Source organism: Novosphingobium sp. PP1Y (assembly GCF_000253255.1).
Lineage (GTDB): Bacteria > Pseudomonadota > Alphaproteobacteria > Sphingomonadales > Sphingomonadaceae > Novosphingobium.
Genome location: NC_015580.1, coordinates 1,467,668 through 1,491,645, shown reverse-complemented (window position 1 = coordinate 1,491,645; position 23,978 = coordinate 1,467,668). Strand labels below are relative to the sequence as shown.

27 protein-coding genes and 1 tRNA gene are annotated in these 23,978 nt (G+C 64.6%); 12 read left to right on the top strand and 16 right to left on the bottom strand.

From position 1 onward, the window contains the following. Positions 1-13 precede the first annotated feature (13 nt). Complete coding sequence (locus PP1Y_RS13110; RefSeq protein WP_013832676.1) at positions 14-928, bottom strand: LysR substrate-binding domain-containing protein; 915 nt, start codon at positions 926-928, stop codon at positions 14-16. A 113-nt stretch (positions 929-1,041) separates the two neighbouring features. Between PP1Y_RS13110 and PP1Y_RS13105 the strand changes: the two genes are divergently transcribed. Beyond that, complete coding sequence (locus PP1Y_RS13105; RefSeq protein ID WP_148274969.1) at positions 1,042-1,362, top strand: hypothetical protein; 321 nt, start codon at positions 1,042-1,044, stop codon at positions 1,360-1,362. Between the two features lie 83 nt (positions 1,363-1,445). Here the strand turns inward: PP1Y_RS13105 and rimM are convergent, their stop codons facing one another. The 6 genes from rimM to PP1Y_RS25995 all read right to left on the bottom strand — a co-directional run bounded on the left by rimM (position 1,446) and on the right by PP1Y_RS25995 (position 4,819). Beyond that, positions 1,446-1,955 (bottom strand): ribosome maturation factor RimM, encoded by a 510-nt coding sequence (rimM, locus tag PP1Y_RS13100; protein ID WP_013832674.1) that lies wholly within the window; start codon positions 1,953-1,955, stop codon positions 1,446-1,448. Between the two features lie 19 nt (positions 1,956-1,974). Beyond that, positions 1,975-2,418, bottom strand: coding sequence for a 30S ribosomal protein S16 (gene rpsP, locus PP1Y_RS13095; protein WP_007013788.1), 444 nt, complete (start codon positions 2,416-2,418; stop codon positions 1,975-1,977). A 31-nt stretch (positions 2,419-2,449) separates the two neighbouring features. Next, positions 2,450-3,907, bottom strand: a complete 1,458-nt coding sequence (ffh, locus tag PP1Y_RS13090; protein ID WP_013832673.1) for a signal recognition particle protein — start codon at positions 3,905-3,907, stop codon at positions 2,450-2,452. A 164-nt stretch (positions 3,908-4,071) separates the two neighbouring features. Next, positions 4,072-4,147 (bottom strand) — tRNA-Ala (locus PP1Y_RS13085). Between the two features lie 171 nt (positions 4,148-4,318). After that, the gene (locus tag PP1Y_RS13080; protein WP_013832672.1) at positions 4,319-4,639 is read right to left on the bottom strand and encodes a TIGR02300 family protein; all 321 of its coding nucleotides are present in this window, start codon (positions 4,637-4,639) and stop codon (positions 4,319-4,321) included. A gap of 9 nt (positions 4,640-4,648) precedes the next feature. Next, a complete protein-coding gene (locus PP1Y_RS25995; RefSeq protein ID WP_007013785.1) occupies positions 4,649-4,819 on the bottom strand; it encodes a hypothetical protein in 171 nt (56 codons plus the stop codon). A gap of 25 nt (positions 4,820-4,844) precedes the next feature. Between PP1Y_RS25995 and aroA the strand changes: the two genes are divergently transcribed. From aroA to PP1Y_RS13045, 7 genes are all read left to right on the top strand, one after another. Continuing rightward, positions 4,845-6,173 carry a 3-phosphoshikimate 1-carboxyvinyltransferase gene (gene aroA / locus PP1Y_RS13075; RefSeq protein ID WP_013832671.1) on the top strand — a complete coding sequence of 443 codons (1,329 nt, stop codon included), beginning with the start codon at positions 4,845-4,847 and terminating at the stop codon, positions 6,171-6,173. Further along, positions 6,170-6,451 carry a hypothetical protein gene (locus PP1Y_RS13070; RefSeq protein ID WP_013832670.1) on the top strand — a complete coding sequence of 94 codons (282 nt, stop codon included), beginning with the start codon at positions 6,170-6,172 and terminating at the stop codon, positions 6,449-6,451. The genes aroA and PP1Y_RS13070 overlap by 4 nt, the downstream gene beginning before the upstream one ends. Positions 6,452-6,504: 53 nt before the next feature. Beyond that, positions 6,505-6,762 carry a hypothetical protein gene (locus PP1Y_RS13065; protein WP_041558840.1) on the top strand — a complete coding sequence of 86 codons (258 nt, stop codon included), beginning with the start codon at positions 6,505-6,507 and terminating at the stop codon, positions 6,760-6,762. Positions 6,763-6,800: 38 nt separating this feature from the next. Beyond that, entirely contained in the window at positions 6,801-7,433 is a 633-nt protein-coding gene (locus PP1Y_RS13060) for a d(CMP) kinase (protein ID WP_007013781.1), read from the top strand. Between the two features lie 221 nt (positions 7,434-7,654). Continuing rightward, entirely contained in the window at positions 7,655-9,358 is a 1,704-nt protein-coding gene (gene rpsA / locus PP1Y_RS13055) for a 30S ribosomal protein S1 (protein ID WP_007013780.1), read from the top strand. 136 nt (positions 9,359-9,494) lie between these two features. Then, positions 9,495-10,259, top strand: coding sequence for a hydroxyacylglutathione hydrolase (gene gloB / locus PP1Y_RS13050; RefSeq protein WP_013832669.1), 765 nt, complete (start codon positions 9,495-9,497; stop codon positions 10,257-10,259). A 184-nt stretch (positions 10,260-10,443) separates the two neighbouring features. After that, positions 10,444-10,755: a hypothetical protein gene (locus tag PP1Y_RS13045; RefSeq protein WP_232512673.1), complete on the top strand. Its 312-nt coding sequence runs from the start codon at positions 10,444-10,446 to the stop codon at positions 10,753-10,755. 213 nt (positions 10,756-10,968) lie between these two features. Here PP1Y_RS13045 and PP1Y_RS13040 read toward each other — a convergent pair whose 3' ends face one another. The 8 genes from PP1Y_RS13040 to PP1Y_RS13005 form a co-directional block, all read right to left on the bottom strand. Next, the gene (locus PP1Y_RS13040) at positions 10,969-11,556 is read right to left on the bottom strand and encodes a hypothetical protein (RefSeq protein WP_083835203.1); all 588 of its coding nucleotides are present in this window, start codon (positions 11,554-11,556) and stop codon (positions 10,969-10,971) included. Next, positions 11,549-12,043 carry an F-type H+-transporting ATPase subunit b gene (locus PP1Y_RS13035; RefSeq protein WP_007013776.1) on the bottom strand — a complete coding sequence of 165 codons (495 nt, stop codon included), beginning with the start codon at positions 12,041-12,043 and terminating at the stop codon, positions 11,549-11,551. The genes PP1Y_RS13040 and PP1Y_RS13035 overlap by 8 nt, the downstream gene beginning before the upstream one ends. Before the next feature lie 99 nt (positions 12,044-12,142). Beyond that, a complete protein-coding gene (locus PP1Y_RS13030; RefSeq protein WP_007013775.1) occupies positions 12,143-12,367 on the bottom strand; it encodes a F0F1 ATP synthase subunit C in 225 nt (74 codons plus the stop codon). A 36-nt stretch (positions 12,368-12,403) separates the two neighbouring features. Next, positions 12,404-13,162: a F0F1 ATP synthase subunit A gene (locus PP1Y_RS13025; protein WP_369799500.1), complete on the bottom strand. Its 759-nt coding sequence runs from the start codon at positions 13,160-13,162 to the stop codon at positions 12,404-12,406. Between the two features lie 80 nt (positions 13,163-13,242). Further along, positions 13,243-13,563 (bottom strand): AtpZ/AtpI family protein, encoded by a 321-nt coding sequence (locus tag PP1Y_RS13020; RefSeq protein WP_007013773.1) that lies wholly within the window; start codon positions 13,561-13,563, stop codon positions 13,243-13,245. Positions 13,564-13,902: 339 nt separating this feature from the next. After that, positions 13,903-14,298, bottom strand: a complete 396-nt coding sequence (locus PP1Y_RS13015; RefSeq protein WP_041558839.1) for a YdbL family protein — start codon at positions 14,296-14,298, stop codon at positions 13,903-13,905. Beyond that, positions 14,298-14,510 carry a YnbE family lipoprotein gene (locus PP1Y_RS13010; protein ID WP_013832664.1) on the bottom strand — a complete coding sequence of 71 codons (213 nt, stop codon included), beginning with the start codon at positions 14,508-14,510 and terminating at the stop codon, positions 14,298-14,300. Before PP1Y_RS13010 ends, PP1Y_RS13015 begins: the two co-directional genes overlap by 1 nt. 71 nt (positions 14,511-14,581) lie before the next feature. Beyond that, positions 14,582-17,776 (bottom strand): YdbH domain-containing protein, encoded by a 3,195-nt coding sequence (locus tag PP1Y_RS13005; RefSeq protein ID WP_013832663.1) that lies wholly within the window; start codon positions 17,774-17,776, stop codon positions 14,582-14,584. 53 nt (positions 17,777-17,829) lie between these two features. Between PP1Y_RS13005 and radC the strand changes: the two genes are divergently transcribed. The 3 genes from radC to PP1Y_RS12990 all read left to right on the top strand — a co-directional run bounded on the left by radC (position 17,830) and on the right by PP1Y_RS12990 (position 21,262). Beyond that, on the top strand, positions 17,830-18,597 hold the full coding sequence (gene radC / locus PP1Y_RS13000; RefSeq protein WP_013832662.1) for a DNA repair protein RadC: 768 nt from the start codon (positions 17,830-17,832) through the stop codon (positions 18,595-18,597). A 1-nt stretch (position 18,598) separates the two neighbouring features. Then, positions 18,599-19,333 carry an NRDE family protein gene (locus PP1Y_RS12995; protein ID WP_013832661.1) on the top strand — a complete coding sequence of 245 codons (735 nt, stop codon included), beginning with the start codon at positions 18,599-18,601 and terminating at the stop codon, positions 19,331-19,333. A 135-nt stretch (positions 19,334-19,468) separates the two neighbouring features. Further along, the gene (locus PP1Y_RS12990) at positions 19,469-21,262 is read left to right on the top strand and encodes an SLC13 family permease (protein ID WP_041558837.1); all 1,794 of its coding nucleotides are present in this window, start codon (positions 19,469-19,471) and stop codon (positions 21,260-21,262) included. Positions 21,263-21,274: 12 nt separating this feature from the next. Here the strand turns inward: PP1Y_RS12990 and PP1Y_RS12985 are convergent, their stop codons facing one another. Further along, positions 21,275-22,450: an aminotransferase gene (locus tag PP1Y_RS12985; RefSeq protein WP_041558836.1), complete on the bottom strand. Its 1,176-nt coding sequence runs from the start codon at positions 22,448-22,450 to the stop codon at positions 21,275-21,277. 356 nt (positions 22,451-22,806) lie between these two features. Between PP1Y_RS12985 and PP1Y_RS12980 the strand changes: the two genes are divergently transcribed. Then, positions 22,807-23,892, top strand: coding sequence for a sensor histidine kinase (locus PP1Y_RS12980; RefSeq protein ID WP_013832658.1), 1,086 nt, complete (start codon positions 22,807-22,809; stop codon positions 23,890-23,892). Positions 23,893-23,978 lie beyond the last annotated feature (86 nt).

Genomic DNA, 23,978 nt, shown 5'->3' with positions numbered 1-23,978 from the left:
GGACGCGAAAATGTCACAAGGGCTTGAAGATCCGGTCAGGCAAGACGCCGCGATAGGCTTCGAGTTCCTCCAGCAGCCATTCGCGCAGGCGCTCGATCTTGCGTACCCCGACGCGGTTGACCGGATGGACCAGCCAGTGTGCGCTTCCCGGCATATAGAGTGTCTCGAAGGGCTGGATCAGCCGCCCGCTCTCCAGCTCTGCCTGCCAGAACAGCGGGGACATCAGAGCCACGCCGTAACTTTCCTGGACGATGCTCGCTTCCTGGGACTGGTTGTCCATGACGATGCCGCGGCGCGGCGCGAGCTTCGCTTCCACCCCGGCAGCAGCGAACCACCCGGCCCACCCGGCATCGTTCGGCGCGAGCCGCTCCGCGCGCAGGAGATCCTCAGGCCTGGCGATCGCATTCGCCTCAAGGAATTCGCGCGTGCAGATCGGCGTGAAGTGCTGCCGGAACAGGAACGTGCTGCGCAGCCCCTCCCAGACGCCGGAACCGGCGCGGATCGCCACGTCGAAGGACGAATTGCCCAGATCGATCGTCTCGTTCGCCAGCGACAGGCGCACCGCCAGGTCCGGAAAACGCATCTGGAAGCGGCCGATGCGCCCGCTCAACCAGACGCTGCCGAGCGAGATCGCGGCATTGATCGCAAGGACCTCGTGATCCTCCTCCCTCAGCGCCGCGAAGGCGTCCGCCATGCCGGCAAAGGCTGCCGTGACGGCCGGGAGCAAACGGTGCCCCGCCTCGGACAGGCGCACCCTGCCCTTCTCGCGCACGAAAAGAGAGCGGCCAAGACGATCCTCCAACTGGCGCACCTGATAGCTGACCGCAGCCTGCGTCATCCCGAGTTCCTCTGCCGCGCGCGAGAAATTCTCGAGGCGACCCGCGGCTTCGAAGGCGCGCACGGCACTGAGCGGAGGAAGCGGTTCCATGCCGCAATCATAAGCCAGCCTTATACCCTTCGCCAGTGCTTTTGTTGGCTTGGCAGCGCTCCGGGGAGCATCAGGATCGGGTCAGAACCACCCTCCAGGCAAGGAGCAGAACCATGCAGGACGATCACTTCATCAGGGATTGGAACACCAGCCGCATCAGCTTCACCGGCGAGCGCACACTGGCACTGTCGCGGCTGGTACGCCGCTTTCATCGCCGCCCTCAAGCCAAGGATGCAATAGGCAAGGCTTATGGAGCCTGCAAGGAAACGGCGCTTGCCCGCAAGGCCCGCCTGACCGGCATCGCCCTAATCGGGGGCATGTCGGCCGGAACCAGCCTCGCCGTGCTTCTGCTTGGGCTTGCCGCGATGACTTACCCGGTGGCCGGTCATGCCGTCAGCGCTGCGCAGGCCAGTTGCGCAGGCACCCTGGCCTGAAACGGCGCACTGGGGCGCGCCAGGGCGTTGGTCAGTTCGGGAAAAACGAAGAAGGCCGCGCACGGTGCGCGGCCTTCCCCTGTTCATTCTTCCGCAAAAGCGGCGGCGATCACCAGCTTCTCGTGATCCCATTCGGGCACGGCTGCCTCGTTCATCGGCACCATGAAGCGGCGGCGCTTGCCATCCTCGCCCGGTGGTCGCTCGATCTCGACGACGTCGCCGGCTCCGAAGTTCTCCACCGCGACACAGGTACCCAGCGCTTCACCCGTATCGGAAACCGCGGCCAGACCGATGAGATCCGCAAAGTAGTACTCGCCATCCTCCAGCTCAGGCATCGCCGAGCGAGGCACGGTAAGTGCGGTACCGCGCAACTTCTCGGCGGCGTTGCGGTCAGCCACTTCCTCGAAGCGGGCGATGGCGCCGCCCTTTCCGTCATCGCGCAGCTTCTTGAGCGTAAGGGTCGAATCGTTGAAGGCGCGGTAGCGCTTGAGCGCCGCCACGCCTTCACCGAACAGCTTGAGGCGGACTTCGCCCGTCACGCCGTGGGCGCCGGAAACGGCAGCCAGCGTGACGGTGCGGTCGTTATCAGCCACAGGTCGGTCCTATGCGGACTCAGCCCTCGGTCTGTTCCTCGGTCGCTTCGGCAGCGGGAGCTTCCTCGGCAGCCGGTGCTTCCTCGGCGGGTGCTTCTGCAGCAGCCTTGGCAGCCTCTTCGGCCTCACGCAGCTTCTCGGCCTTCTCTTCGGCGCGATCCTTGGCCTTCTGGCCCGGCTCACCCTTCTGCGGGTTGCTGGTCGCGGCGCGTTCCTTGATGCCTGCCTTGTCGAGCATACGGGCAACGCGGTCGGTCGGCTGGGCGCCAACGCCAAGCCAGTAGCGCACGCGGTCTTCGTTCAGGCGAACGCGGTTCTCGTCGTCCTTGGCGAGCAGCGGGTTGTAGGTGCCAACCTGCTCGAGATACTTGCCGTCGCGCGGAGCGCGCGAGTTGGACACGACGACCTTGTAGTACGGGCGCTTCTTGGCACCACCGCGCGAAAGACGGATAGCTACGGACATTCTTCTACCTTTCTGTCAAATTCTGTAAAAATCACTTCTTCAAAAACTTGCTGAGATCGGGCTGACCGGCTCCGCCGAGCCCGGGCAACCCGCCCGCGCCGGGGCCGAGACCCTTGCCGCCGAGACCCGGCATGGCGCCGTCGAGGCCGCCCTTGCCGAACATCGCGGCAAGCCCCTTGAGGCCGCCCATCTTCTTGATCTGCTTCATGGCCTTGGACATCTCCATGTGCATTTTCAGCAGCTTGTTGACGTCCTGGACCTGGGTACCCGAACCATTGGCGACGCGGATCTTGCGCTTGGCGTTGAGCAGCGCGGGATTCGCCCGCTCCTTGGGCGTCATCGAACCGATGATCGCGTCCATGCGCAGCAGGACCTTGTCGTCCATGCCCGACTGCTGCATCGCCGCCTTGGCCTTCTTCATGCCCGGCATCATCCCGGCCAGCATGCCAAGACCGCCCATGTTCTGCATCTGGCGCAGCTGGGTGCGCAGGTCGTTCATGTCGAACTTGCCCTGCTCCATGCGCTTGGCCAGCGCTTCGGCTTCCTCGACCTTGACCGATTCGGCGGCCTTCTCGACGAGGCTGACGACATCGCCCATGCCAAGGATGCGGTTGGCAACGCGGCTCGGGTGGAACACCTCGATCGCATCGGCCTTTTCGCCGGTACCGGCGAACTTGATCGGCTTGCCGGTAACCGCGCGCATCGAAAGCGCGGCACCGCCGCGGGCATCGCCGTCCATGCGGGTCAGCACGACGCCGGTCAGATCCACTTCGCCCGAGAAGCTCTGCGCGACGTTGACAGCGTCCTGGCCGGTCAGCGAGTCGACGACGAGCAAGGTCTCGCGCGGGTTCGAGATGGCGGCAACCGCCTTCATCTCGTCCATCAGCTGCTGGTCGACGTGGAGACGGCCGGCAGTGTCGAGCAGGAGGACGTCGATCGCCTGCAGCTTCGCCGACTGCATCGCGCGGGTGGCGATCTCGGTGGGCTGCTGTCCGGCGATGATCGGCAGTGTGGCAACGCCGACCTGCTCGCCCAGAACCTTGAGCTGTTCCTGGGCAGCCGGACGGTTGACGTCGAGCGAGGCCATCATCGCCTTCTTGCCGTGCTTCTCCTTGAGCAGCTTGGCGATCTTGGCAGTGCTGGTGGTCTTGCCCGAGCCCTGGAGGCCGACCATCATGATGACGACCGGCGGAGAAGCGTTGAGGTCGAGCTCCGGCGTCGTATCGCCGCCGAGCATTTCCACCAGGGCGTCGTTGACGATCTTGACGACCTGCTGGCCCGGCGTGACCGAGCGCAGGACCGACTGGCCTACCGCCTTTTCAGTGACCTGATCGACGAATCGGCGAACGACCGGGAGGGCGACGTCGGCCTCGAGCAGCGCGATGCGCACTTCGCGCATGGCATCGCGAACGTCCTGCTCCTTGAGCGCGCCGCGACCGCGCAGCTTGTCGAACACGCCGCCGAGACGATCGGAAAGGCTGTCGAACATGGCCAAACTCCACTTTTGGCAAGCCATCGGCCTGCCAGAACGCCGAAAACGCCGGCAGGCGAAACCTCGCTGACCGGCGTGCCGTGACAATTACGCGAAAAACGCCGGCGGACGAAACCTCGTCGGCCAGCGTATCGCTATCACGCGAAACTCATATGTCGAAATGGTGGAGCCGAGGGGGATCGAACCCCTGACCTCTACAATGCCATTGTAGCGCTCTCCCAGCTGAGCTACGGCCCCGTCCATTTCAGCAGATCGAGCCTGGGAGGTTCGATCCGTTTCCCTTGCGTCAACCTTGGCTTCCGCTTGGGAGGCCGCCCTCTAGTGGGGGCATTCCCGGTTGGCAAGAGAGAAATTTGCGAGCGCGGAATTTTTTTTGTCCGCGCCCGCCAATTCCTTCACGCAGCGCGCTTACTCGTCGCGATCGTCGTCGTCACCGCCTGCGCCGATGCCGAGATCTTCGTCGCCGCCGAGGTCGACGTCGTTGTCGGGCGAATCGCCGTCATCATCGATGTCGAGATCGTCATCGGCCAGATCGGAGTCCTCCTGCTCGGGGGCTTCCTTCTTCTGGACTTCCTCATAGGGAATCGGCTGCTTCGACTTCAGCACCGGTTCCGGATGCCACTCGTTGCCGCACTCAATGCAGGTAACCGGGTCGTCCTTGCCCAGGTCATAAAAGCGCGTGCCGCATTTCGGGCAGCCGTGCTTGGCGCCCCACTCAGGCTTTGCCATGAAACGTCCTCATCTTTCCGGCCCGAAGGAGCCGGGCGTAAATTCCGTGTCTTGATGGTGGGACAGGCGCGCAAAATCAAGCATGCCGGCCGCATCAGGGCGCGCGCCTTGCCATAGGCGGCCCGCGCTGTCAAAAGCCGCGCGATTTTGCAGCCCCTGATAGTCCGAAAGAAGTTCCATCGTGAGCCACGCCGACGCCGCCGCCATGCGCCCCCGCCGCTTCCTGCCGACCGGCCCGCTCAAGGGCAGGATTCGCGTCCCGGGCGACAAGTCGATCAGCCACCGCTCCATCATGCTGGGTGCGCTGGCCGTGGGTGAAACCCGCGTGACCGGCCTGCTGGAGGGCGAAGACGTGCTGGCAACGGCTGCAGCGATGCGGGCGATGGGCGCCTCGGTCGAACGCGTCGGCGACAGCGAATCTGGCGGCGAATGGGTAGTGAACGGCGTGGGCGTAGGCGCCCTGCTCCAGCCCGAGGCCCCGCTGGACATGGGCAATTCGGGCACTTCGACCCGCCTGCTGATGGGCCTGATCGCCAGCCACCCGATCACCGCCACCTTCATCGGCGATGCCAGCCTGTCGAAGCGCCCGATGGGCCGCGTCATCACGCCGCTCTCGCAGATGGGCGCCAGCTTCGAAGCGAGCGAGGGCGGGCGCCTGCCGCTGATCCTCAAGGGGACGTCGCCCGCGGTGCCGATCACGTATCGCCTGCCGGTCGCCTCTGCGCAGGTGAAAAGCGCGGTCCTGCTCGCAGGCCTGAACACGCCGGGCAGGACGACGGTCATCGAACCCGTACCCACGCGCGACCATTCCGAACGCATGCTCAAGGGATTTGGCGCGCAGCTCGAGGTCGAAGTCGAACCGGACGGCACGCGCATCATCACCGTGACCGGCGAAGCGGAACTTCGGCCGCAAGTCATCGACGTGCCGGGAGACCCTTCCTCTGCCGCGTTCTTCATCGTGGCCGCCCTCCTCGTTCCCGGCAGCGAAGTGCTGATCGAGAATGTCGGCCTCAATCCCACGCGAGCAGGCCTCGTTTCGGTCCTGCGCCAGATGGGCGGCGACATCACCGAGGTTAACCCGCGCGAAGTGGGCGGCGAGCCGGTCGCCGACCTGCTCGTCAAGCACTCGGTCCTCAAGGGCATCGACGTCGATCCGGAGATCGCGCCCGCCATGATCGACGAGTTCCCCGTCCTTTTCGTTGCTGCCTCGCTGGCCGAGGGCAAGACGACCACGAGCGGCCTCGACGAATTGCGTGTCAAGGAATCGGACCGCCTCGCCGTCATGGCCGCCGCACTCACGGCAGCGGGCGCGCGCATCGAGGAGCGCGAGGACGGCCTCGTGATCGAAGGCACCGGCGGCGAAGCGCTCCCCGGCACGGAAGCGGCGATCGCCACGCACCTCGACCACCGAATTGCCATGTCGATGGCCGTGGCTGGCCTTGTCAGCCGTGGCGGCGTCGAAGTCGACGATACCCGTCCGATCGCCACCAGCTTCCCGGTTTTCGAATCGATGCTGGCCGGGCTGGTCGCATGATCCTGCCCATTTCCTCGCAACTGGCGAACGTCATCGGCTTCGCGGGGATGGCGTGCATCGTCTTCGCCTATGCCTACATCACCGGCCGCGAGAGGCCGAACCCGTTCGTGCAGCACGGCGTGAACCTGCTGGGGGCCTGCCTGCTGACGATTTCGCTGCTGGTAAACCTGAACCCTGCCTCGCTCGTGCTCGAGGGTTTCTGGGCCGCCATCGCAATCTGGGGCCTCGTCAAGGCCGTGCGCGATCGCACGTCCGGCACCCGGGCAAGGCAGAACTAAGCAATTCGGTAACCAGCCTCGCGTAGGGTCCCTTCAGAAGCAGGGGACTTTCGATGCGACTGGCGCGACCCGGCGACGGGGACATTGTCACGATGGCCGCTCACGCGGTCTGGCGCATGCGGCGCGCGATCGCCCAGGCCCCGCTACTTCTGCTTGTCCCCGCAACGCTGCTGATCGCTGCGCTCACCGCCCCGCTCGGCGTGCTTGTGCCGCTGCTCGCCTGGCTTGTCCGACACTCCTGGAACTACGAAGCCGAACTGACCGAGCTTTATGGACGCGACAGCCCGGAACTGGACGATATCGCGCGCTGACCTTGCCTAGCCTCGCGTGAAAGGCCAAAGGCAGCGCCATGATTATTGCCGTCGACGGACCAACCGCCTCGGGCAAGGGCACCATTGCCAGGGCCCTCGCCGCTCACTTCGGACTGCCGCATCTCGATACCGGCCTGCTCTACCGTGCGGTGGGCCGCCAGGTCATGCTGAACGGCGGCGACCCCGACGATGCCGAAGCCGCACTTGCCGCCTGCGCCTTCCCCGACAGCCTGCTCGACGATCCCGAACTGCGCTCCGAAGCGACCGGGGGCCTTGCAAGCCGCGTTTCGATCCACCCGCCGGTGCGCAGCGCGCTCTACGAACGCCAGCGCGCATTCGCCCTGCAGCAGGGCGGCGCCGTGCTCGACGGCCGCGACATCGGCACCGTCATCGCTCCCGAGGCGGACGCCAAGCTGTTCATCGACGCCTCGGTCGAAGCCCGCGCCCAGCGCCGCTTCCTCGAAATGCAGGACCAGGGACGCGAGGTCTCGCTGGAGGCCATTGCCACCGACCTTGCCGCGCGCGACGAGCGCGACCGCAATCGCGCGGATTCGCCGCTCGTAGCGGCGAATGACGCAGTGCTGATCGACACCTCCAGCCTGCGCCGCGAAGAGGCCATCGCCGCGGCCATCGCCGCCGTCGATGCGGCCATGGATCGCGCCCACGCCTGAAGGCCGCGCAAGGCCCCATTTCCCTTGCATTTTGCCCCCCCGGGGCGTAGTGGCCGCCGGTCCGATGGGTCCCTGCGGCCTTGAGGACGCCGTGACCGGCATTCGGCCGCCGCGGCAGTTCGGCCCTTTGGCCCGGTCATCGCATGGGGCGATGAGCGGAGAAAAGACCGGCGGATTCAACCGCCTGGCCGGAAAAATCGTTGAACAGGAAAGACCTGATAATGGCTACTTCTGCCAATCCGACTCGCGACGATTTCGCGAAAATGCTTGACGACCAGCTCGGCGGCGTCGCCGATGACGGCTTCGAAGGCCGCGTCGTCAAGGGTACCATCACCGCCATCGAAAACGACAAGGCCGTCATCGACGTCGGTCTCAAGAGCGAAGGCCGCGTGCCGCTGCGCGAATTCGCGCGCGGTGAAGCCGAGCACGGCCTGAAGGTCGGCGACGAAGTCGAAGTCTATGTCGACCGCGTCGAGAACGCCGAAGGCGAAGCGATGCTGTCGCGCGACCGCGCCCGCCGCGAAGCCGCATGGGACAAGCTCGAAAACGAATTCGGCGAAGGCAAGCGCGTCGAAGGCGTGATCTTCGGCCGCGTCAAGGGCGGCTTCACCGTCGACCTCGACGGCGCCGTTGCGTTCCTCCCCGGCTCGCAGGTCGACATCCGCCCCGTGCGCGACGTCACCCCGCTCATGGATGTGCCGCAGCCCTTCCAGATCCTCAAGATGGACCGTCGCCGTGGCAACATCGTCGTGTCGCGCCGCGCCGTCCTCGAAGAAACCCGCGCCGAACAGCGCAGCGAGCTGATCGACAAGCTGAGCGAAGGCCAGGTCATCGACGGCGTCGTCAAGAACATCACCGACTACGGTGCGTTCGTTGACCTGGGCGGCATCGACGGCCTGCTCCATGTCACCGACATGAGCTACAAGCGCGTCAACCACCCGAGCGAAGTGATCAACATCGGCGACACCGTCACCGTCCAGATCATCCGCATCAACAGCGAAACGCAGCGCATCTCGCTGGGCATGAAGCAGCTCGAGAGCGATCCGTGGGAAGGCGCAGCCGCCAAGTACCCGGTCGGCGTGAAGCTGAGCGGCACCGTCACCAACATCACCGAATACGGCGCCTTCGTGGAACTGGAGCCGGGCATCGAGGGCCTCGTCCACGTGTCCGAAATGTCCTGGACCAAGAAGAACGTCCACCCGGGCAAGATCGTTTCGACCTCGCAGGAAGTCGAAGTCATGGTGCTCGAGGTCGACTCCGACAAGCGCCGCATCTCGCTCGGCCTCAAGCAGGCTCAGCAGAACCCCTGGGAAGCCTTCGCCGAGAAGCACCCGGTCGGCTCGCAGGTCGAGGGCGAAGTCAAGAACGCCACCGAATTCGGCCTGTTCATCGGCCTGGACGGCGACGTCGACGGCATGGTCCACATGTCGGACATCGCATGGGGCATCTCGGGCGAGGACGCCCTGGCCCTGCACCGCAAGGGCGAGCAGGTCTCGGCCGTGGTTCTCGACGTCGACGTCGAGAAGGAACGCATCAGCCTCGGCATGAAGCAGCTTGAGCGCGGTGCTCCGGCCGCCGGCATCGCCGCTGCTGGCAGCACCCTGCGCCGCGGTGAAACCTGCACCGTCACCGTTCTCGAAGTCCGCGACGGCGGCCTGGAAGTCCAGGCCGGCGAAGATGGCGCCACCGGCTTCATCAAGCGTTCGGACCTCGGCCGCGACCGCGACGAACAGCGTCCGGACCGTTTCCAGGTCGGCCAGAAGGTCGATGCCATGGTCACCGGTTTCGACCGCTCGAAGAAGCCGAACTTCTCGATCAAGGCCCGTCAGCTGGCCGAAGAGAAGGAAGCGGTCGAGCAGTACGGTTCGTCGGACTCGGGTGCGTCGCTCGGCGACATCCTTGGCGAAGCGCTCAAGAATCGTTGATTCTCGGGCGTCCCGTCCGGGACACCGTAACCACATCACCAAGGGCCCGTCCGGAGCGATCCGGGCGGGCCTTTGCTTTGTGCAGGGCTTCAGATTACGGACATCGTCGCTACATTGATCCGCAGGAGAGATCCCGATGCTCGAAGTCCACCAGTTTCCCTGCCTGTCCGACAACTACGGCTTCCTGCTGCACGATCACGATAGCGAGGAAACCGTCTGCATCGACACGCCCGATGCCGACGAGTACCTGCGCCAGGCCGGCAAGAAGGGCTGGCAGATCACGCAGATCTGGAACACCCACTGGCACCCCGACCACGCCGGCGGCAACGAGACGATCAAGCGCGTCACCAATTGCTCGGTCACTGGCCCCAAGGCGGAAGCCGACAAGATCACGGGGATCGACCGCATGGTCGGCCAGGGCGATGTCATCAGGATCGGGGACCGCAAGGCCTGCGTCATCGACGTCGGAGGCCACACGCTAGGCCACGTCGCATATCATCTGCCCGGTGCCCGGATGGCCTTCGTCGGCGATTCGGTGTTCGCCCTGGGATGCGGCCGCATGTTCGAAGGGACCCCGGAGCAGTTCTGGACCAGCCTCAAGCGGGTAAAGGCCCTGCCGGCGGAAACCATGCTCTACTGCGCACATGAGTACACTGCCGCCAACGCAAAGTTCGCGGTCCATGCCGATCCCGACAACGCAGAGCTTGCCGGCTATGTCGAAGAGATCCTGAAACACCGCGCCCACGATCAGCCCACTGTGCCGATGAAGCTGGAACGCGAGCTGGCGACCAATCCCTTCCTGCGCGCCGACAATCCCCGGGTGCAGGCCCGTTGGGGCGGCGGCGATGCCGTGGCCACCTTTGCGGCCCTCAGGCGCGCCAAGGATGATTTCAGGGGGTGATGCCGCCCCTTCGGGTTCGGCGCGCCTCTGGCAAGGCCAGGGGCATGTCAGCGCGCCGGGCCGCTTGCGGCAGCGATTAACGCTTCGCGCGGCCTGAATACCAATTTGAGACTACGCCATCTTGTCGCTTTCCTTGCTTTCGCTTGTTTGATCCAATCGGGAAACAAGAAACAGGGAGGCGTAAATGGCACGATCTTTACGCGTGTTGACCGATGAAGGAGAGCGGCTCCCCGAGCCCGCTACGTCGTTCGACGTGACCGCCGAGCTTGGCAAGCTGCTGGTAATGCTTCGCGAAGTCTGTCCGCCCAATGCCGATGTCAGCTTCGACTTCGACGGGCAGCTCCACGTTCGAATCGATGTGCGGCAGGTGGAGGAAGTCCGCCTGATCCAGTCGCTCCTGCCCAGCGTCGGCGTGGGCCTGTTCGACAACATCAGCCATGGCCGTACACCGCACAGGCCATTCTACCACCGCATCAGCGCCGTGGTGATCCACTAGGCTGGTGCGCGTATCCCGTTGCCTGTCGTCACCCCGATCTTGATCCGGAAGCCTGCCCGTTCTGGAAGAAGCAGCAAGAAAACAGAAGCCCCAACCAGTCCGGGGATAACGTGAGTGGGGCGCCGATCCCGCGGCGAAACGACCCGGGTACGGACAACAAAAAAGCCCCCGCGAAGGCAGGGGCTTTCTTGTTTTTAGATCGTGGAGCCGGGCTCAGATAGAGCCGATGGCCTGATCCACGAATGCCTTGTCGGCAGTGGCCGAATGGTTCGCCTTGATCAGTATTCGGGCCGAAGCGGCAGCAGCGGCAGCGGCCTGGTTCTGCAGGTCGGTCACGGCAGCACGCTCGGCAGCACCGATCTTGTCCTGCGCCATCTTCTCGCGGCGCACGATCACATCGGCGGAGTCCTTCTCAGCCTTGGCGACGATCGCCTCGGCTTCGTGACGGGCATGATCGATCATCGCCGCCGCGTCCTTTTCGGCGTTGGCGATCTTGTCAGCATATTCCTTGCGCAGGGCTTCCGCCTCTGCGCGAAGGACCTTGGCCTCTTCGAGCTGCGCCTTGATGTCGGCAATCCTGGAATCGAGGCCGCCGGCGATCATCCTGGGCAGTCCCTTCCACAGGGCGATCAGGATCAGCACGATCATTGCCGAGCTGACGACCGCTACCGGCGGGGCAACGCCCAGCAGCAGAGGTTCGGCATGGTGCTCCACGGCGGCGTGGGTGTCCTGGGCTCCGGTGACTTCAGCGGCCTCGTGGGCAAGGCCCTGCTCGACCGCGGGGGAGACGTTCTCAGCCATGGACCAGGTTCTCCTTCACGGTCGCACGAACCGCGGCATCGTCGAGAGACAGGCCGGCGATGCGGCTGACGATATCGCGGGTGGCGTCGGCAGCGACGTCCTCGATCTCGGCGGCAGCCGACTTGCGGGCCTCCGCGATACGGGCTTCGGCTTCGGCCAGCTTCGTGTCGATCACGGACTGGGCGGCGGCAAGACGCTGCTCGGTAGCGGCAGCGGCCTTGGTGCGGGCCTCGGCGATCAGGGCCTGAGCCTCGGCGCGATTGGTGTTCTCACGCACGCGCCATGCTTCCTCTTCCTCATTGGCCTGCTTGCGCGCGCGCTCTGCAGCGATGAGGTCGTCGGAAATCTGTTTGTCGCGCTGCGCAACCGTATCCATCACCTTCGGCACCATGCCCCGTCCGACGACGAAGAAGGTGAAACCGAAGAAGACCAGCAGCCAGAAGATCTGGCTGGAATAGGTCGCGGCTAGCTGTTCGATCTGAGGCATTGGTCAGCCCTGTCTCGAGGTGGCCGGTAAAAAACTTGCCTCCGCGAGCCGGCCGCTTCACCAAAGGGCGTTGGCGGCCGGTGCGGGGTTTGCGCGCGATCAGGCGAAGATCAGCAGCGCGGCAACAACGAACGAAAGCAGACCGAGAAGCTCGGCACCGGCGAAGCCGATGAAGAGACGGCCCTGCTGCGCGTCGGCAGCACCCGGGTTGCGCAGCGCGCCTTCGAGGAACTTGGCGAAAACGCTACCCACGCCGATCGAAGCGAGACCGCAACCGATAGCGGCGAGACCAGCACCAAGCAGCTTTGCAGCTTCTGCGTCCATTTCAAAAACTCCCTTTGGTAAACTTGAAGGATAAAATCAGTGAAGGTTCTCTGCGTCGTTCAGATAGACGCAGGTGAGAAGAGCGAACACGTAGGCCTGGATGCCGGCCACGAGCAGTTCCAGCGCGCAGATGCCGACCATCAGCACGAAGCTGGGCAGACCGGCAATGGCGAACAGGCCGATGTTGGCGTTGCCCGAGCTGATCACGAAGCTCGAAAGCACTTCGAGCAGGACGTGGCCGGCCATCATGGCGACGAAAAGTCGCAGACCAAGGCTGAACGGACGCACCAGGAACGAGATGAGTTCGACGAAGAAGATCGGAACAACCATCACCACGGGCGTGCCGTGCGGCACGAAGAGCGAGAAGAAGTGCAGCTTGTGCTTCACGAAGCCGACGATGAGCACGATCGAGAACGACAGGATCGAGAGCACGCCGGTGGCCGAGAAGTGGCTGGTGAACGTGAAGGGATGCAGGCCGATCACACCGAGCGGCAGCAGGCCAAGGAAGTTCGCGAAGAGAATGAACATGAACAGCGAGAAGATGTACGGAACGTACTTCTTGCCGTTGGGGCCGACGTTGGCGGCCAGCATTCCATCGACGAAACCGGTGAAGGTCTCGACCGCCATCTGCCAGCGACCCGGCACGAGCTGGCGCTTGGCGCCACCCGCAACGAAGACCAGCAGGGCGACGGTGGCGATAGCCATCCACAACGCACTGTTCGTAAAGGCGATGTTGTAACCCGCGATATTCCAGCCATCCGAGCCGAACAACGGCTGGATGCTGAACTGATGCATCGGATCGACCTTCGCTTCGGCTGCCACGCGAATTTCCCTGTCGCCAATGAACGACAGCGCCCTGTTCACCCCCCGTTGGGTCAATTCGGGCGCTGGTTCGAATTCCTTATAATATTTCTGAAGGCAACGAAGATTCCGAAGAACAACATCACCAACAGTCCCCAGGGCGAGGTCCCGGCAAAGTGATCAATCACCCAGCCAAGGAACAAGCCACCGGCAACACCTCCCAGCAAGTCGGCCAGGACGCGGTTTCCGGCGCGATAGCTCGCATCCGATTCCGCGCCTCCAACCGGCTTGTGACGCTGCTCTTCCCGCTCGCGAAGGGCCTTGAGCCTTTCGTCCAGCGAATCGATGCGGGCGTCCTCACCGACAGGGTCCCGTGCGTTTGGCTCGTCGCTCATGCCTTCCCCCTTCGTGTTTGCACTCTATCGTGCACTCAACCCGGTTCGATCGACACAATCAACGGCTGCCCGCCGAGGGCGCCGCCCCCTTAGGGTGGGGGATTTGCCGAGTCAACCGTACCGCGCGTGGCACTCTTCAGTTGCAGACGCAGTATCGAAGCGCATCTGCGGAAAGCGCGCAAGAAGCCTAGTACCAATTGCCGATGCCGGAACAATAGCGCATCGGCGATACACCGGGCATCGTGCAAATCGAAAGGGACTGCAAGGCGCGTTTACCTTGCAGTCCCTTCACCAATTCGAATCGCGAATTCCTGGCCGGACAGGCCACCCGGAAAAGAATTACGGGCAGCGCGGATCGCGTACCGGTGCACCGCCGTCGCGGACCTTCCAAGAGCCATCGGGCGCCTGATACTTTTCACCGGGCTTGGTTTCGAGAATCAGGCGGCACGCGGTCGCGAAGGCATATTCCTCGATCGTGCTCTTGCCTGCGGCCTTCTCGGTGTAGACGGCGCGGCGCTTGTTGTTGAGGTCCTTGACCATGGCGCGAACGTCCGGCGACGCATTGCCGACCACGCCGAGGTAACCATCGGTCTGCTCGCCCACCTGCCCCGCAGCGCGCGCGGCGGCGTAGGCCGGGTCGCGATTCTGGGCGAAAGCCGCGCTACCGGCGCCCAGCGCCAACATGGCACCGGCGATGCCGATTGCGGCGACAGACTTGCGGAACAGACTTGCCATCAGAAAATCTCCGGGTTCTCGTCGATCGTATTGGCTGCATCCGCCGCCAACTTGTAGATCACTTCCTGCCTGATGTTGATGTTCAGCTCGATCACGATCGGCTTGTCGGGCGCGGAAACATTGATGCACCCCCCAAGCGCCGGGACCGTGCCCAACACCACCATCGCGGCGCATGCGGCGCGCCAGCCGGACCGGGGCCTTCCCTGCTGCATCGTCAACTTCCCTCGGCCGAACATGGCGGGGTATGTTGCAGCTGGAACGCTTCCGGTCAATTCGCAGGATTTCATGGATTATTCTCGCTGACTGGAGGCTGAATGGCGATGGATGGAGGCCGCGGCCTCACTTTCCCGTCCCGGTCGATCAGACCGAGCGTTCGCGGATCGGTGAGATAAGTCGGATCGTAAAGCGAGCGCATCGAGCCGAACAAGCTGAAGAACGGCGCCTTGATGTTGAGAATGAAGCGAATCGGCAGCTTGGCAACCTGCCTGGTCAGGAAGTTGCTCTTGGCCCCTGCCCCCTGGCTCAATCCGTCGAAGCTGATACGGGTCACGATCTCGCCGGACAGGGATCCGCCGAGGCCGATCTCCATGCTCTTGTAGTCGACCGACCTGAGGGCATTGAAGGCGAAGTTGCCCATCGCCGAGAGGTCCTTGTAAGTCAGCGCGCCGATGTAGGAGACATTGCCGCCCGGCTCGCGCGACTTGAGGTAGCCGTTCTCGATCCGTCCGCCGTCCTCGTCGAAGACCAGCGGCAGTTCGCCGTCGAACACGCCGGATGCATTGATGTTCGAGAGATCGAGGTGCTGGACGAAAGTCGCCGCGTCTAGCCCGGTCACCTTGAGTGTGTAGTTGCGCGTCTCGGCAACGCCGATGCGCATGCGTGCAGGTTCCAGCGTCAGCGTGCCGTCCATAAACGGCCAGTGCGCACCGTTCACCACCAGCAGATAGTCGGGCTTCATCTCGAAGGAGAGGACGCCGTCGTTCACCTCTATGCCCGGGTTGATCGAGGCGATCCTGAGCTTCTGGTCAGGTGCCGTAACAAGGCCGAGCAGGTCGGTGAAGCGCACTTCGCCGGAAAGCCCCTTCACCGGGCCGAAGGCGGCGGCGAAGTCCACGCCATCGGTTGCAAAGCGACCGCGGCTGCTCACGCCCGCCTCGTTCCAGTCGATGCGACCGGTACCTTGCACCGATCCTTCGAGATTAGAGACCACACCCAGCGCGAGATGGGACAGTGTGTCCGCCTGCAGCGATTTGTCGAAAGTGATCCCCCTGACCGTCAGGTCCGCGTGACCGCTGGCATCCATGAGATTGTGAACAATGTCGGCTCGCACAACCTCGCGATCCGAGCGCGGCTCGCGCATCACCGCTTGGGCAGTGATCACATTGTCGGCAAGACGCAAGGTGGCATCGCGGGCGACAACCGGCTCGAAACGCGCCACCTTCTCGCGGTCGACCAGCGTGAAGCTCGCCTTGTCGATGGTCAGGACACCATCGGCGTAGCGCCAGTCCCCGGCCGTCTGATGAAGGTCGAGCGGCACGGCATAGAGCGCGACGTCCGCCTCATCGAACTTCCCGCCGATATCCTTGCCCACGAGCGCATCGAGGTGGGTCACCCTGAACCGGGAAGCGCTGTCAGCAGCCCCCAGTTCGACATCGAGTGCTTCGGCCGAGACGGCGCCGGGATTCGATCCCTTCTGGGCGTAGCCGATGGCTCCGCTGGAGAGGCGGATCGGGGTTTCGCCGAGGTGTCCGGCGAGATCGAGTGAAGGAACGCCGGCAGCCAGCTCGAATCGGCCGGACCGGCTACGCAAGATCGGGCCTCCCGCGGCAGGGCAGACTTGCAGGCTCCGCTTGTCGATCGTCAGGTTGGCAAAGGCGAGACGGTCGAAACCGATCGTCGTGCACCGCGGCCAGACGCTCAGATCCCCGTTCGCCGCCCAATCGCCATGGACCGGCAGGATCAGGTTTTCGGCGCTCCCGCCCGGCAAGGCGCCGGTCAATCGGGCGCTGCCGGTAAAGCCGAGACTGCCGCCCGGCGCCTGCACCAGATCGAGCGCGGGCAGGGCAAGGCGCGTGTCGCCCGCGCGGTATTCGGGCATCTCGACATGCATCGAAAGCCCGCCATTGTCGCTGGATTCCATGCGCCCGGCGATCCTCGGCAGGCCTTGCCCGCCAGTCGCGAAATTGCCGGTCAGGCGCGGCGCACTTCCGGAGAACATGGCCTGCACGCGCGAAAGCGTCAGCAAGGCCTTGCCGCTGCCGCCCCGCACGGAGCCGCGCGGGACGACGAGGCTGATACCCTCACGCGAGTGCCGCAGGATCAGGCTCGCTTCGAGAGTGCTCCCCCGCGTCTCGCGCTGGAGCGCCTTGCGGACCTGGCTTGCCACCGGCCCCAGAAAAGTGCCTTCGCCCGAACGCGCGGCATCGGCAAGGGTCCGGTCGAGCTGTGCGCCCAGCGCCAGCCCCTTGCCCGAAAGTTCGCTTTCGACATCGATCCGCGCAAGGCCGGCATTCGAACGCACCCGGCCGTCTATCCCCAGGCTGGCCATCCGCGCCTGCGGCGTCGCAAGACCGCGCGCGGTAAGATCGTAGCGGGCGTTGAGCGTCTGCTTGCGATAGCTGACCTGTGCCTTGCCCGAAGCCCCGTCGAAGCGGTTGCTGGCGTAGTGGCCCTTCCCGGCCGTCAGGCCGATGCTGCCTTCACCGCCGTCGAGCGCCTTGTCGAAAGTGAAGTCGATCTTCGCTGCGGAGTTGGCGAGCGCCAGATCCTGATCCGCGCAATCGAGGCTCGCGAGCCGCAAGGGCCCGGCGAAGCGCGGCCTTTGCGAGGCTATCGAAATCTTGCCGTAAAGACTGGCCTTGCCGGTCTCGCAGCCAGCCATGGTCAGGCCGGGCGCCACTGCTGCCAGTTCGCCTGCGAACCCACCGCGCAAAGGCCCTTGCCCTGCGATCCGAACCCCGATCCGGCCATGCTCGCTCTCGACCAGGCCGCGTCCGTCGACGATCTTCAGATCGTAGTCCGGCATCGCGAAAGGCTCCTTGCCTCCCGTGAACAGCATCTTGTCGAGCGCGCCGAAGCTGGGACGATTGCCATGCATCGTGCCGTAAAGGCGCGGCTTGACGATTGTGATCCGGCCGATCCCGGGAATGCCCCAGTTCAGGCGCGTCCGGACGCGAATTTCCTCGATGGTGAGATCCGGCCTGTCCGGATCGCCGATCGACAGGTTGCGGATCACCTGTTCCGAGGGACCGATGCTGACGACCTCGTAGCGTGCGGGCAGGCCCAGCGAATCGAGTTGGCTCGCAATGAAGTTGTCGGCAATGTCCTCACGCAGGAGCCAGACGGTACCGCCGGCCACCGCGGCAAGCGCCAGAACGCCTGCCAGCGGCGCGCGCCAGCGACGTCGCCGCCGGGCTTCTCCCGCTAGCGGTTCAGGTGTCTCGATTCCTTCGACAGGCTGGTCTTCGTCTTGCGCCATCCGCTCCATCACTTGCGCTGGCCGTGCCGGAAAGGCAATTGTTTGTGCAGGATATGCCAGACCAAGCCCCACTCTTCGATGAACGCGGCACCGATTCCGGCGAAGGAATGGCGCATGGCGAAGCCCCGCGCGAAAGCCGCAAGGCGGGCGGCAACGATCCGGCCGGTCATCGCGCGCGCCTTCGCAAGCGGCTGATCGAGGGCGGGGACGAGGCTCTGGCGGATCATGAGGTCATTGAACTCCTCCTGATGCAGGCCGTTCCCCGCCGCGACATGAAACCGCTGGCGCGCAGCCTGCTCCAGCGCTTCGGCTCTCTGGCGGGGGTTCTGCAGGCTGCGCCGCGCACGCTTGCCGCGCATCCGGGCATGGGCGAGGCGAGTGCCGTCGCCCTGCGTATCGCCACAGTCGCCGCCACGCGGCTGGCCCGGCAGAAAGTGCGCGAGGCGCCGGTCATAGGATCGTGGCAGGCCCTGATCGACTACCTGACCATCGACATGGCCCACCTCACCCTCGAACGCGTACGGGTGCTCTACCTCAATGCGAAGAACATGCTGATCCTCGACGATCTCGTCGGCGAAGGCTCGATCGACGAGGCCGCGATCCACCCGCGCGAAGTGATCCGGCGAGCGCTGGACCTGGGCGCGACGGCCTTGATCATCGTCCACAACCACCCGTCCGGCTCACCCGAGCCCAGCCGCGCCGACATCGATGTGACCAACCGCATCGCCGAGGCCGGCAGGCTGCTCGGCGTCACGGTCCACGATCATGTCGTCATCGGCCGCGAGGGCCACGTCAGCCTGCGCGCCAAAGGCCTGATCTGAGATGTGCGTCGCCGCCATCGCCTGGGACGCTCACCCCGACTGGCTCCTTGTCGCCATTGGCAACCGGGACGAATTTCACGCCCGTCCGGCCGCTCCGCTCGCGCGCTGGAACAATGGCAGCGGGGTCATTGCCGGCAAGGACCTGCTGGGGGGCGGGACCTGGCTCGGCCTAAGCGAAGCGGGCCGCTTTGCGCTGCTCACCAACTTCCGCGTGCCGGAAGGTTCCCGTCCCGGCAGGCCGAGCCGGGGGAAACTCGTCACCGACCTGCTCGAAGGCCGGGATCCGGAGGGCCTGGGGCAGATGAATGCCTTCAATCTGGTCGAGGCCGACCACGGCGAAGCTCGGTTCCACACCAATTACCCACGTCTGGAAAGCCGCCGCCTGACGCGCGGGATTCACGGCTTGTCGAACGGCGGCTTCGACGTTCCATGGCCCAAGACAGTCCAGTTGCAACAAGCCCTCGCGGCGTGGCTGAAGCAATCCGCTGCGGAGATCGCACCGCTGCTCTCCAGCCTGCGGTCGGATACGCCGCCCGCCGAAACGGCACCGATCGAGAACGGGCCCGAGCCGCAATTTGCACCGATTTTCATCCGAAACGAAACTTATGGCACCCGCTGCAGCACCGTGGTGACTATTGCGCGAAGCGGGCATGGCCTGATCCACGAACGCAGCTTTTCCGCCACCGGCGAGGTTACCGGGGACAGATCCCTCGCCTTCCGCTGGCCCCTCGATTGACCCCGCCCCGCGCGTGGACCAGCAATTGCGCATCACCTGTGAAAACTTTTCTTTTCTTGCGCATCGGCGGTTTGCCGGTAACTCCTCGCCCCGGGGAATGCATTCCCGGGTGCGGCGTGTAGAACAGGGATAACGATGATCTTCGGAATCGATGCGGGTTCGCCGGCCGTGATGGCCGTGCTCCTGCTGCTGCTGTTCCTGGCCTTCGCATTCGAGGTGGCCGCGCCCGAAGTCGTCGCTCTCGTGCTGGTCTCCGTCCTGCTCCTGCTGGGCGTTCTCTCGACCGACGACCTGCTCGATTCGATGGGCAATCCAGCGCCGCTGACCATCGCCTGCATGTTCATCGTCTCGTCCGCCATGGTGCGCACCGGCGCGCTGGACCTGATGGCCAGCAAGATCACCGGGCTGGGCAAGCGGCGGCCGACACTGGCCATCGCGGTTTTCCTCGCGACGATCGCGACGCTTTCGGCGTTCACCAACAATACCCCGCTGGTGATGATGATGATCCCGGTCGGCATGGCGCTGGCCAAGGAACTGCGGATCACACCATCGAAGATCCTGATGCCGATTTCCTTCGCGGCGGTCCTTGGCGGCACCGTGACGCTGCTGGGCACCTCGACCAACATTCTGGTGGACGGCGTCGCCCGCAAGGCGGGCCTTGCGCCCTTCTCGATCTTCGAGATCGCTCCGGTCGGCGCGGTCGTGGCTATTGCCGGCGTCATCTGGCTGGCAATCAGCCACCGCCTCCTGCCCGACCGCCAGACCGTTGCCGGGCTCACCACCCAAGGGGAGAACAAGCGCTTCATCGTCTCGATCTTCGTCGAGGCGGGATCCCCCTACATCGGACAGAACCCGCGAGAGATCGATCTTCTTTCGCGTTCCGAGCGCCGGCTGGTCGACGTCCTGCGCGAAGACGTCTCGCTTCGCCGCGACTTCGATCACTGCCTGCTGGAAGAAGGCGACATCCTTGTCGTGCGCACTTCGGCCGCAGATCTGATGACCATCAAGGAACGCGGCGACCACGCTCTGACCGATTCATCGGCCGACCCGCACGTCGTGCAGCTGTCTTCGCGCAATTCGGTCATGGTCGAGACGCTGCTTGCGCCGGGCGCGGGCATCATCGGCCATACCCTGGCCGACTTGCGCCTGCGCCGCCGCTACGGCGTCTATCCCATCGCGCTGCACCGCAAGGGCACCAATCTGCAGAAGCGCTACGAGGACGTGCCGCTGCAGGTAGGCGACACCCTGCTGCTCGAAGGCGCACAGGAGGACCTGCGCAGGCTCGTCGAGGACCAGCAGCTGGTCAACATCGCCGAGCCGACGATCCGCGGCTTCCGGCGCAACAAGGCCTGGATCGCGGTCGCTACGATGCTCGGCATCGTCGTAGCCGCCTCGTTCAATCTCATGCCCCTGGCAGGTCTTGCGGTGCTGGGCGTCGCAGTCGTGCTGGGCTGTCAGTGCGTCGAACCCGATGAGGCGTTCAAGTCCGTCGACTGGCGCATCATTGCCCTGATCATCGCCATGCTTTCGATCGGCACTGCGCTGGAAAAGACCGGACTGGTCGAATCGGTCGTGCATCTGGCCACCCCCTGGCTCGGAACGATGGGCCCGATGGTGGCGCTCGCGGCGATCTACCTGCTCAGCCTGGTCCTGACCGAACTGGTCACCAACAACGCGGTAGCCGTGGTGGTCACGCCCATCGGGATCCATCTTGCCCAGGCGCTGGGCGTCGATCCGCGCCCCTTCGCGGTCGCGGTGATGTTCGCCGCGTCGGCCAGCTTCCTCACCCCTATCGGCTACCAGACCAACACCCTTGTCTATGGCGCCGGCGGCTATCGCTTCTCCGACTTCTACAAATACGGCTTCCCGCTGACGGCGCTGGTCACGGTCACCACGCTGATCATGATTCCGCTGATCTGGCCGCTCTGACGCGACAGTCCGTCAGGTCAGGTTGAGCCGGAACGCCGCCAGCCGCGCTACGGCCTCGTCGAGAATCGCGTCAGGCTTGGTAAAGCAGAAGCGCACGATGTGCTCGGGCCTGCCCTCGCCTTCGTAGAGCGCGGAAACCGGGATCGTGGCGACGCCGGCCTCGCGGATCGCGCGCTCGGCGAAATCGCGGTCGCGAATGGGCAGTCCGGAAGCCGCCAGATCGACGCAAAGGAACCAGGTCGCCTGGTTGGGCAGAACGGCGAATCCCGCCCGGTCCAGTCCTGCCATGAGCCTTGCGCGCGAAGCGGCCCATGCAGCGCGCTGATCGTCCAGCATCGCGTCGGGCAGGGTAAGACCTTCGGCCACGGCCCATTGCAGCGGCGGTGCGCTGGCATAAGTCAGGAACTGGTGGGCCCTGGCCAGCCCAAGGCCGACATCGCCCCTGCCGATCATCCAGCCGATCTTCCATCCCGTCACGCCGAAGATCTTGCCCGCCGAGCCGATCTTCACGCAGCGCTCGGCCATGCCGTCGAACTGCCTCAGGGAACGATGGCGCTTCGCGTCGAAGCGCACCTCCTCCCAGACTTCGTCGCAGATCGCGATGAGATCGCGTTCGATGCAAAGGCGCGCAATCGCCCCCATTGCCTCCTCGCTCGCCACGGTCCCTGCCGGATTGAGCGGATCGTTGAGTATCAGCAGCCGTGTCCGCTCGGTCAGCACCGCCTCTATTGCCGAAATCTCGTAACGGAAATGAGGCGGCACCAGAGGCACCGAAACGGGCACGCCCCCGGCTCTGAGGACCATCGGCGCATAGGCATCGTAGGCCGGCTGGAACAGCACGACCTCGTCTCCGGGCTGGACGAGCGCCAGCAGCGATGCGGCAATTGCCTCTGTCGCTCCGGAAGTTACGGTCACATCCTGAGGATCGACCTCAAGCCCCTGACGCCGCGCGTAATAGCCGCAAACCGCCTCGCGCAGTTCAGGCAAGCCCGCGCCGGGAGGATACTGGTTCGACTTCTCGCGCAAGGCGCGCACCGCCGCCTCGATCACCGGTGCGGGACCGGGACCATCCGGGAAGCCCTGCCCCAGGTTGATCGCCCCGGTTTCGCGCGCGAGCGCCGACATCCGGTCGAACACGGTCCTTTCCATCTGTGCATAGACGGGATGGACCCGGCTGGACGACATCATGACTCAACTGCTCCTTTACCGGGGCGGGACGAATTGAAGACCGGAGCGATAGCCTTCAAGCTGCCCGAAAGCACCTGTCCCTGTCGCCCCCGGGCGCCTTACCTTCAAACCTTTTGCGCTGCGAGCCCGTCTCAGCCCCCTCAGTTAAATCCATGAAATCGAACAGGAAGCGCCGGTTTGCCCTCCTGCCAGCGTCGGGCTACGAACATGCCTTTCTGGAACTTGATCTGCGTTCAAGCGTCTATCGCCTTGAAGCTGGACGATTCGATGCAAGGGACCTCAATGCGAATCGCCCTGGCAATGACCGCAAGAGAGATAAGCAGCCCGGATCGGCAGGACCGTTCCCTGCCAACCCCATGGGGACTGACTTGAGCAAGATCAGCCGATTCACCGAACGCCTGCCGCTGCTGAGCGGCATGCCGCCGGTGCAATATGGCGTGACGCTTGCGCTGTGCCTGCTGGCCCTGCTGCTGCGCTGGGAACTCGATGGCGCTTTCCCTCCGGGCTACCCTTATCTGACGTTCTTCCCGGCTGTCATCATCACCTCGTTCCTGTTCGGCCCGCGCCCGGGCATCGTCGCGGCCGTGCTCTGCGGCCTGTTCGCGTGGTATTTCTTCATCCCTCCGCGTCTCTCCTTCCACGGCGACAGCGGAACCGTGACCGCGCTGCTGTTCTATGGCGGTGTGGTCGCAGTCGACATCGGCCTCGTCCACCTGATGCAGGCCGCGAACCGCAGGCTGCTCGATGCACGGGAGAACGTGCGTGAGCTGGCAGAAGAGCGTGGGCGGCTTGCCGATCGCAGCGAACTGCTGTTTCAGGAAATGCAGCACCGGGTCGGTAACAACCTGCAGATGATCGCGGCGGTCCTGTCCCTCCAGCTGCGCGGACTGAACGAACCGAGCGCACGCAACGCCCTGTCCGACGCCGTCTCGCGCCTGCAGGTGATCGGGCGAATCCAGCGCCAGCTCTACCGCCCCGATGGCGATCTCATGCCGCTCGACAGCTTCATCCGCGAAGTCATGGGCCAGTTGATGGCCTCGAACGGCAGGCCCGGGATCGCGTGCAACATCGAAGCGGACTCCGGTATCGTACTCAGGCCTGGAACTGCCGTTCCGCTTGCCCTGATTCTCTCGGAAGCGGTGGCCAATGCGCTGGAGCATGGGCTTTGCGAGCGCGAGAGCGGAACGATTCTCGTGAAGGTCCTCCAGCGGGACGACGACATCCTCCTCTCTGTCGAGGACAATGGCGCCGGTCTGCCCGACGGGTTCGACCTCGAAAAGGCGGACAGCGTGGGCCTGCGCATCTCGCGGCTGCTCAGCCAGCAGCTCGAGGGCCGGATGATCCTGGAAAACCACGGTTCTGCGCCCCATTTCGATGGCGCGCGGATGACGATGGTTCTACCTGCATCGCAGATGCGAGCGCCGGAGAATGGCCCTCTTTGACACGAGGCAGGCCAACTGCCTGCAACGACCTGTCGATTCGATCAGTCTATACAGCTTCGCTAACTTGCGATTCAGCCATGCGCGCT

Coding starts and splice junctions, on each gene's coding strand:
- PP1Y_RS13110 (WP_013832676.1), bottom strand. CDS start 928: ATGGAACCGCTTCCTCCGCTCAGTGCCGTGCGCGCCTTCGAAGCCGCG.
- PP1Y_RS13105 (WP_148274969.1), top strand. CDS start 1,042: ATGCAGGACGATCACTTCATCAGGGATTGGAACACCAGCCGCATCAGC.
- rpsP (WP_007013788.1), bottom strand. CDS start 2,418: ATGTCCGTAGCTATCCGTCTTTCGCGCGGTGGTGCCAAGAAGCGCCCG.
- ffh (WP_013832673.1), bottom strand. CDS start 3,907: ATGTTCGACAGCCTTTCCGATCGTCTCGGCGGCGTGTTCGACAAGCTG.
- PP1Y_RS13080 (WP_013832672.1), bottom strand. CDS start 4,639: ATGGCAAAGCCTGAGTGGGGCGCCAAGCACGGCTGCCCGAAATGCGGC.
- PP1Y_RS25995 (WP_007013785.1), bottom strand. CDS start 4,819: ATGGAACTTCTTTCGGACTATCAGGGGCTGCAAAATCGCGCGGCTTTT.
- aroA (WP_013832671.1), top strand. CDS start 4,845: ATGCGCCCCCGCCGCTTCCTGCCGACCGGCCCGCTCAAGGGCAGGATT.
- PP1Y_RS13070 (WP_013832670.1), top strand. CDS start 6,170: ATGATCCTGCCCATTTCCTCGCAACTGGCGAACGTCATCGGCTTCGCG.
- PP1Y_RS13065 (WP_041558840.1), top strand. CDS start 6,505: ATGCGACTGGCGCGACCCGGCGACGGGGACATTGTCACGATGGCCGCT.
- PP1Y_RS13060 (WP_007013781.1), top strand. CDS start 6,801: ATGATTATTGCCGTCGACGGACCAACCGCCTCGGGCAAGGGCACCATT.
- rpsA (WP_007013780.1), top strand. CDS start 7,655: ATGGCTACTTCTGCCAATCCGACTCGCGACGATTTCGCGAAAATGCTT.
- gloB (WP_013832669.1), top strand. CDS start 9,495: ATGCTCGAAGTCCACCAGTTTCCCTGCCTGTCCGACAACTACGGCTTC.
- PP1Y_RS13045 (WP_232512673.1), top strand. CDS start 10,444: ATGGCACGATCTTTACGCGTGTTGACCGATGAAGGAGAGCGGCTCCCC.
- PP1Y_RS13040 (WP_083835203.1), bottom strand. CDS start 11,556: ATGGCTGAGAACGTCTCCCCCGCGGTCGAGCAGGGCCTTGCCCACGAG.
- PP1Y_RS13035 (WP_007013776.1), bottom strand. CDS start 12,043: ATGCCTCAGATCGAACAGCTAGCCGCGACCTATTCCAGCCAGATCTTC.
- PP1Y_RS13030 (WP_007013775.1), bottom strand. CDS start 12,367: ATGGACGCAGAAGCTGCAAAGCTGCTTGGTGCTGGTCTCGCCGCTATC.
- PP1Y_RS13025 (WP_369799500.1), bottom strand. CDS start 13,162: ATGCATCAGTTCAGCATCCAGCCGTTGTTCGGCTCGGATGGCTGGAAT.
- PP1Y_RS13020 (WP_007013773.1), bottom strand. CDS start 13,563: ATGAGCGACGAGCCAAACGCACGGGACCCTGTCGGTGAGGACGCCCGC.
- PP1Y_RS13015 (WP_041558839.1), bottom strand. CDS start 14,298: ATGGCAAGTCTGTTCCGCAAGTCTGTCGCCGCAATCGGCATCGCCGGT.
- PP1Y_RS13010 (WP_013832664.1), bottom strand. CDS start 14,510: ATGCAGCAGGGAAGGCCCCGGTCCGGCTGGCGCGCCGCATGCGCCGCG.
- PP1Y_RS13005 (WP_013832663.1), bottom strand. CDS start 17,776: ATGGCGCAAGACGAAGACCAGCCTGTCGAAGGAATCGAGACACCTGAA.
- radC (WP_013832662.1), top strand. CDS start 17,830: ATGCCAGACCAAGCCCCACTCTTCGATGAACGCGGCACCGATTCCGGC.
- PP1Y_RS12995 (WP_013832661.1), top strand. CDS start 18,599: ATGTGCGTCGCCGCCATCGCCTGGGACGCTCACCCCGACTGGCTCCTT.
- PP1Y_RS12990 (WP_041558837.1), top strand. CDS start 19,469: ATGATCTTCGGAATCGATGCGGGTTCGCCGGCCGTGATGGCCGTGCTC.
- PP1Y_RS12985 (WP_041558836.1), bottom strand. CDS start 22,450: ATGATGTCGTCCAGCCGGGTCCATCCCGTCTATGCACAGATGGAAAGG.
- PP1Y_RS12980 (WP_013832658.1), top strand. CDS start 22,807: ATGGGGACTGACTTGAGCAAGATCAGCCGATTCACCGAACGCCTGCCG.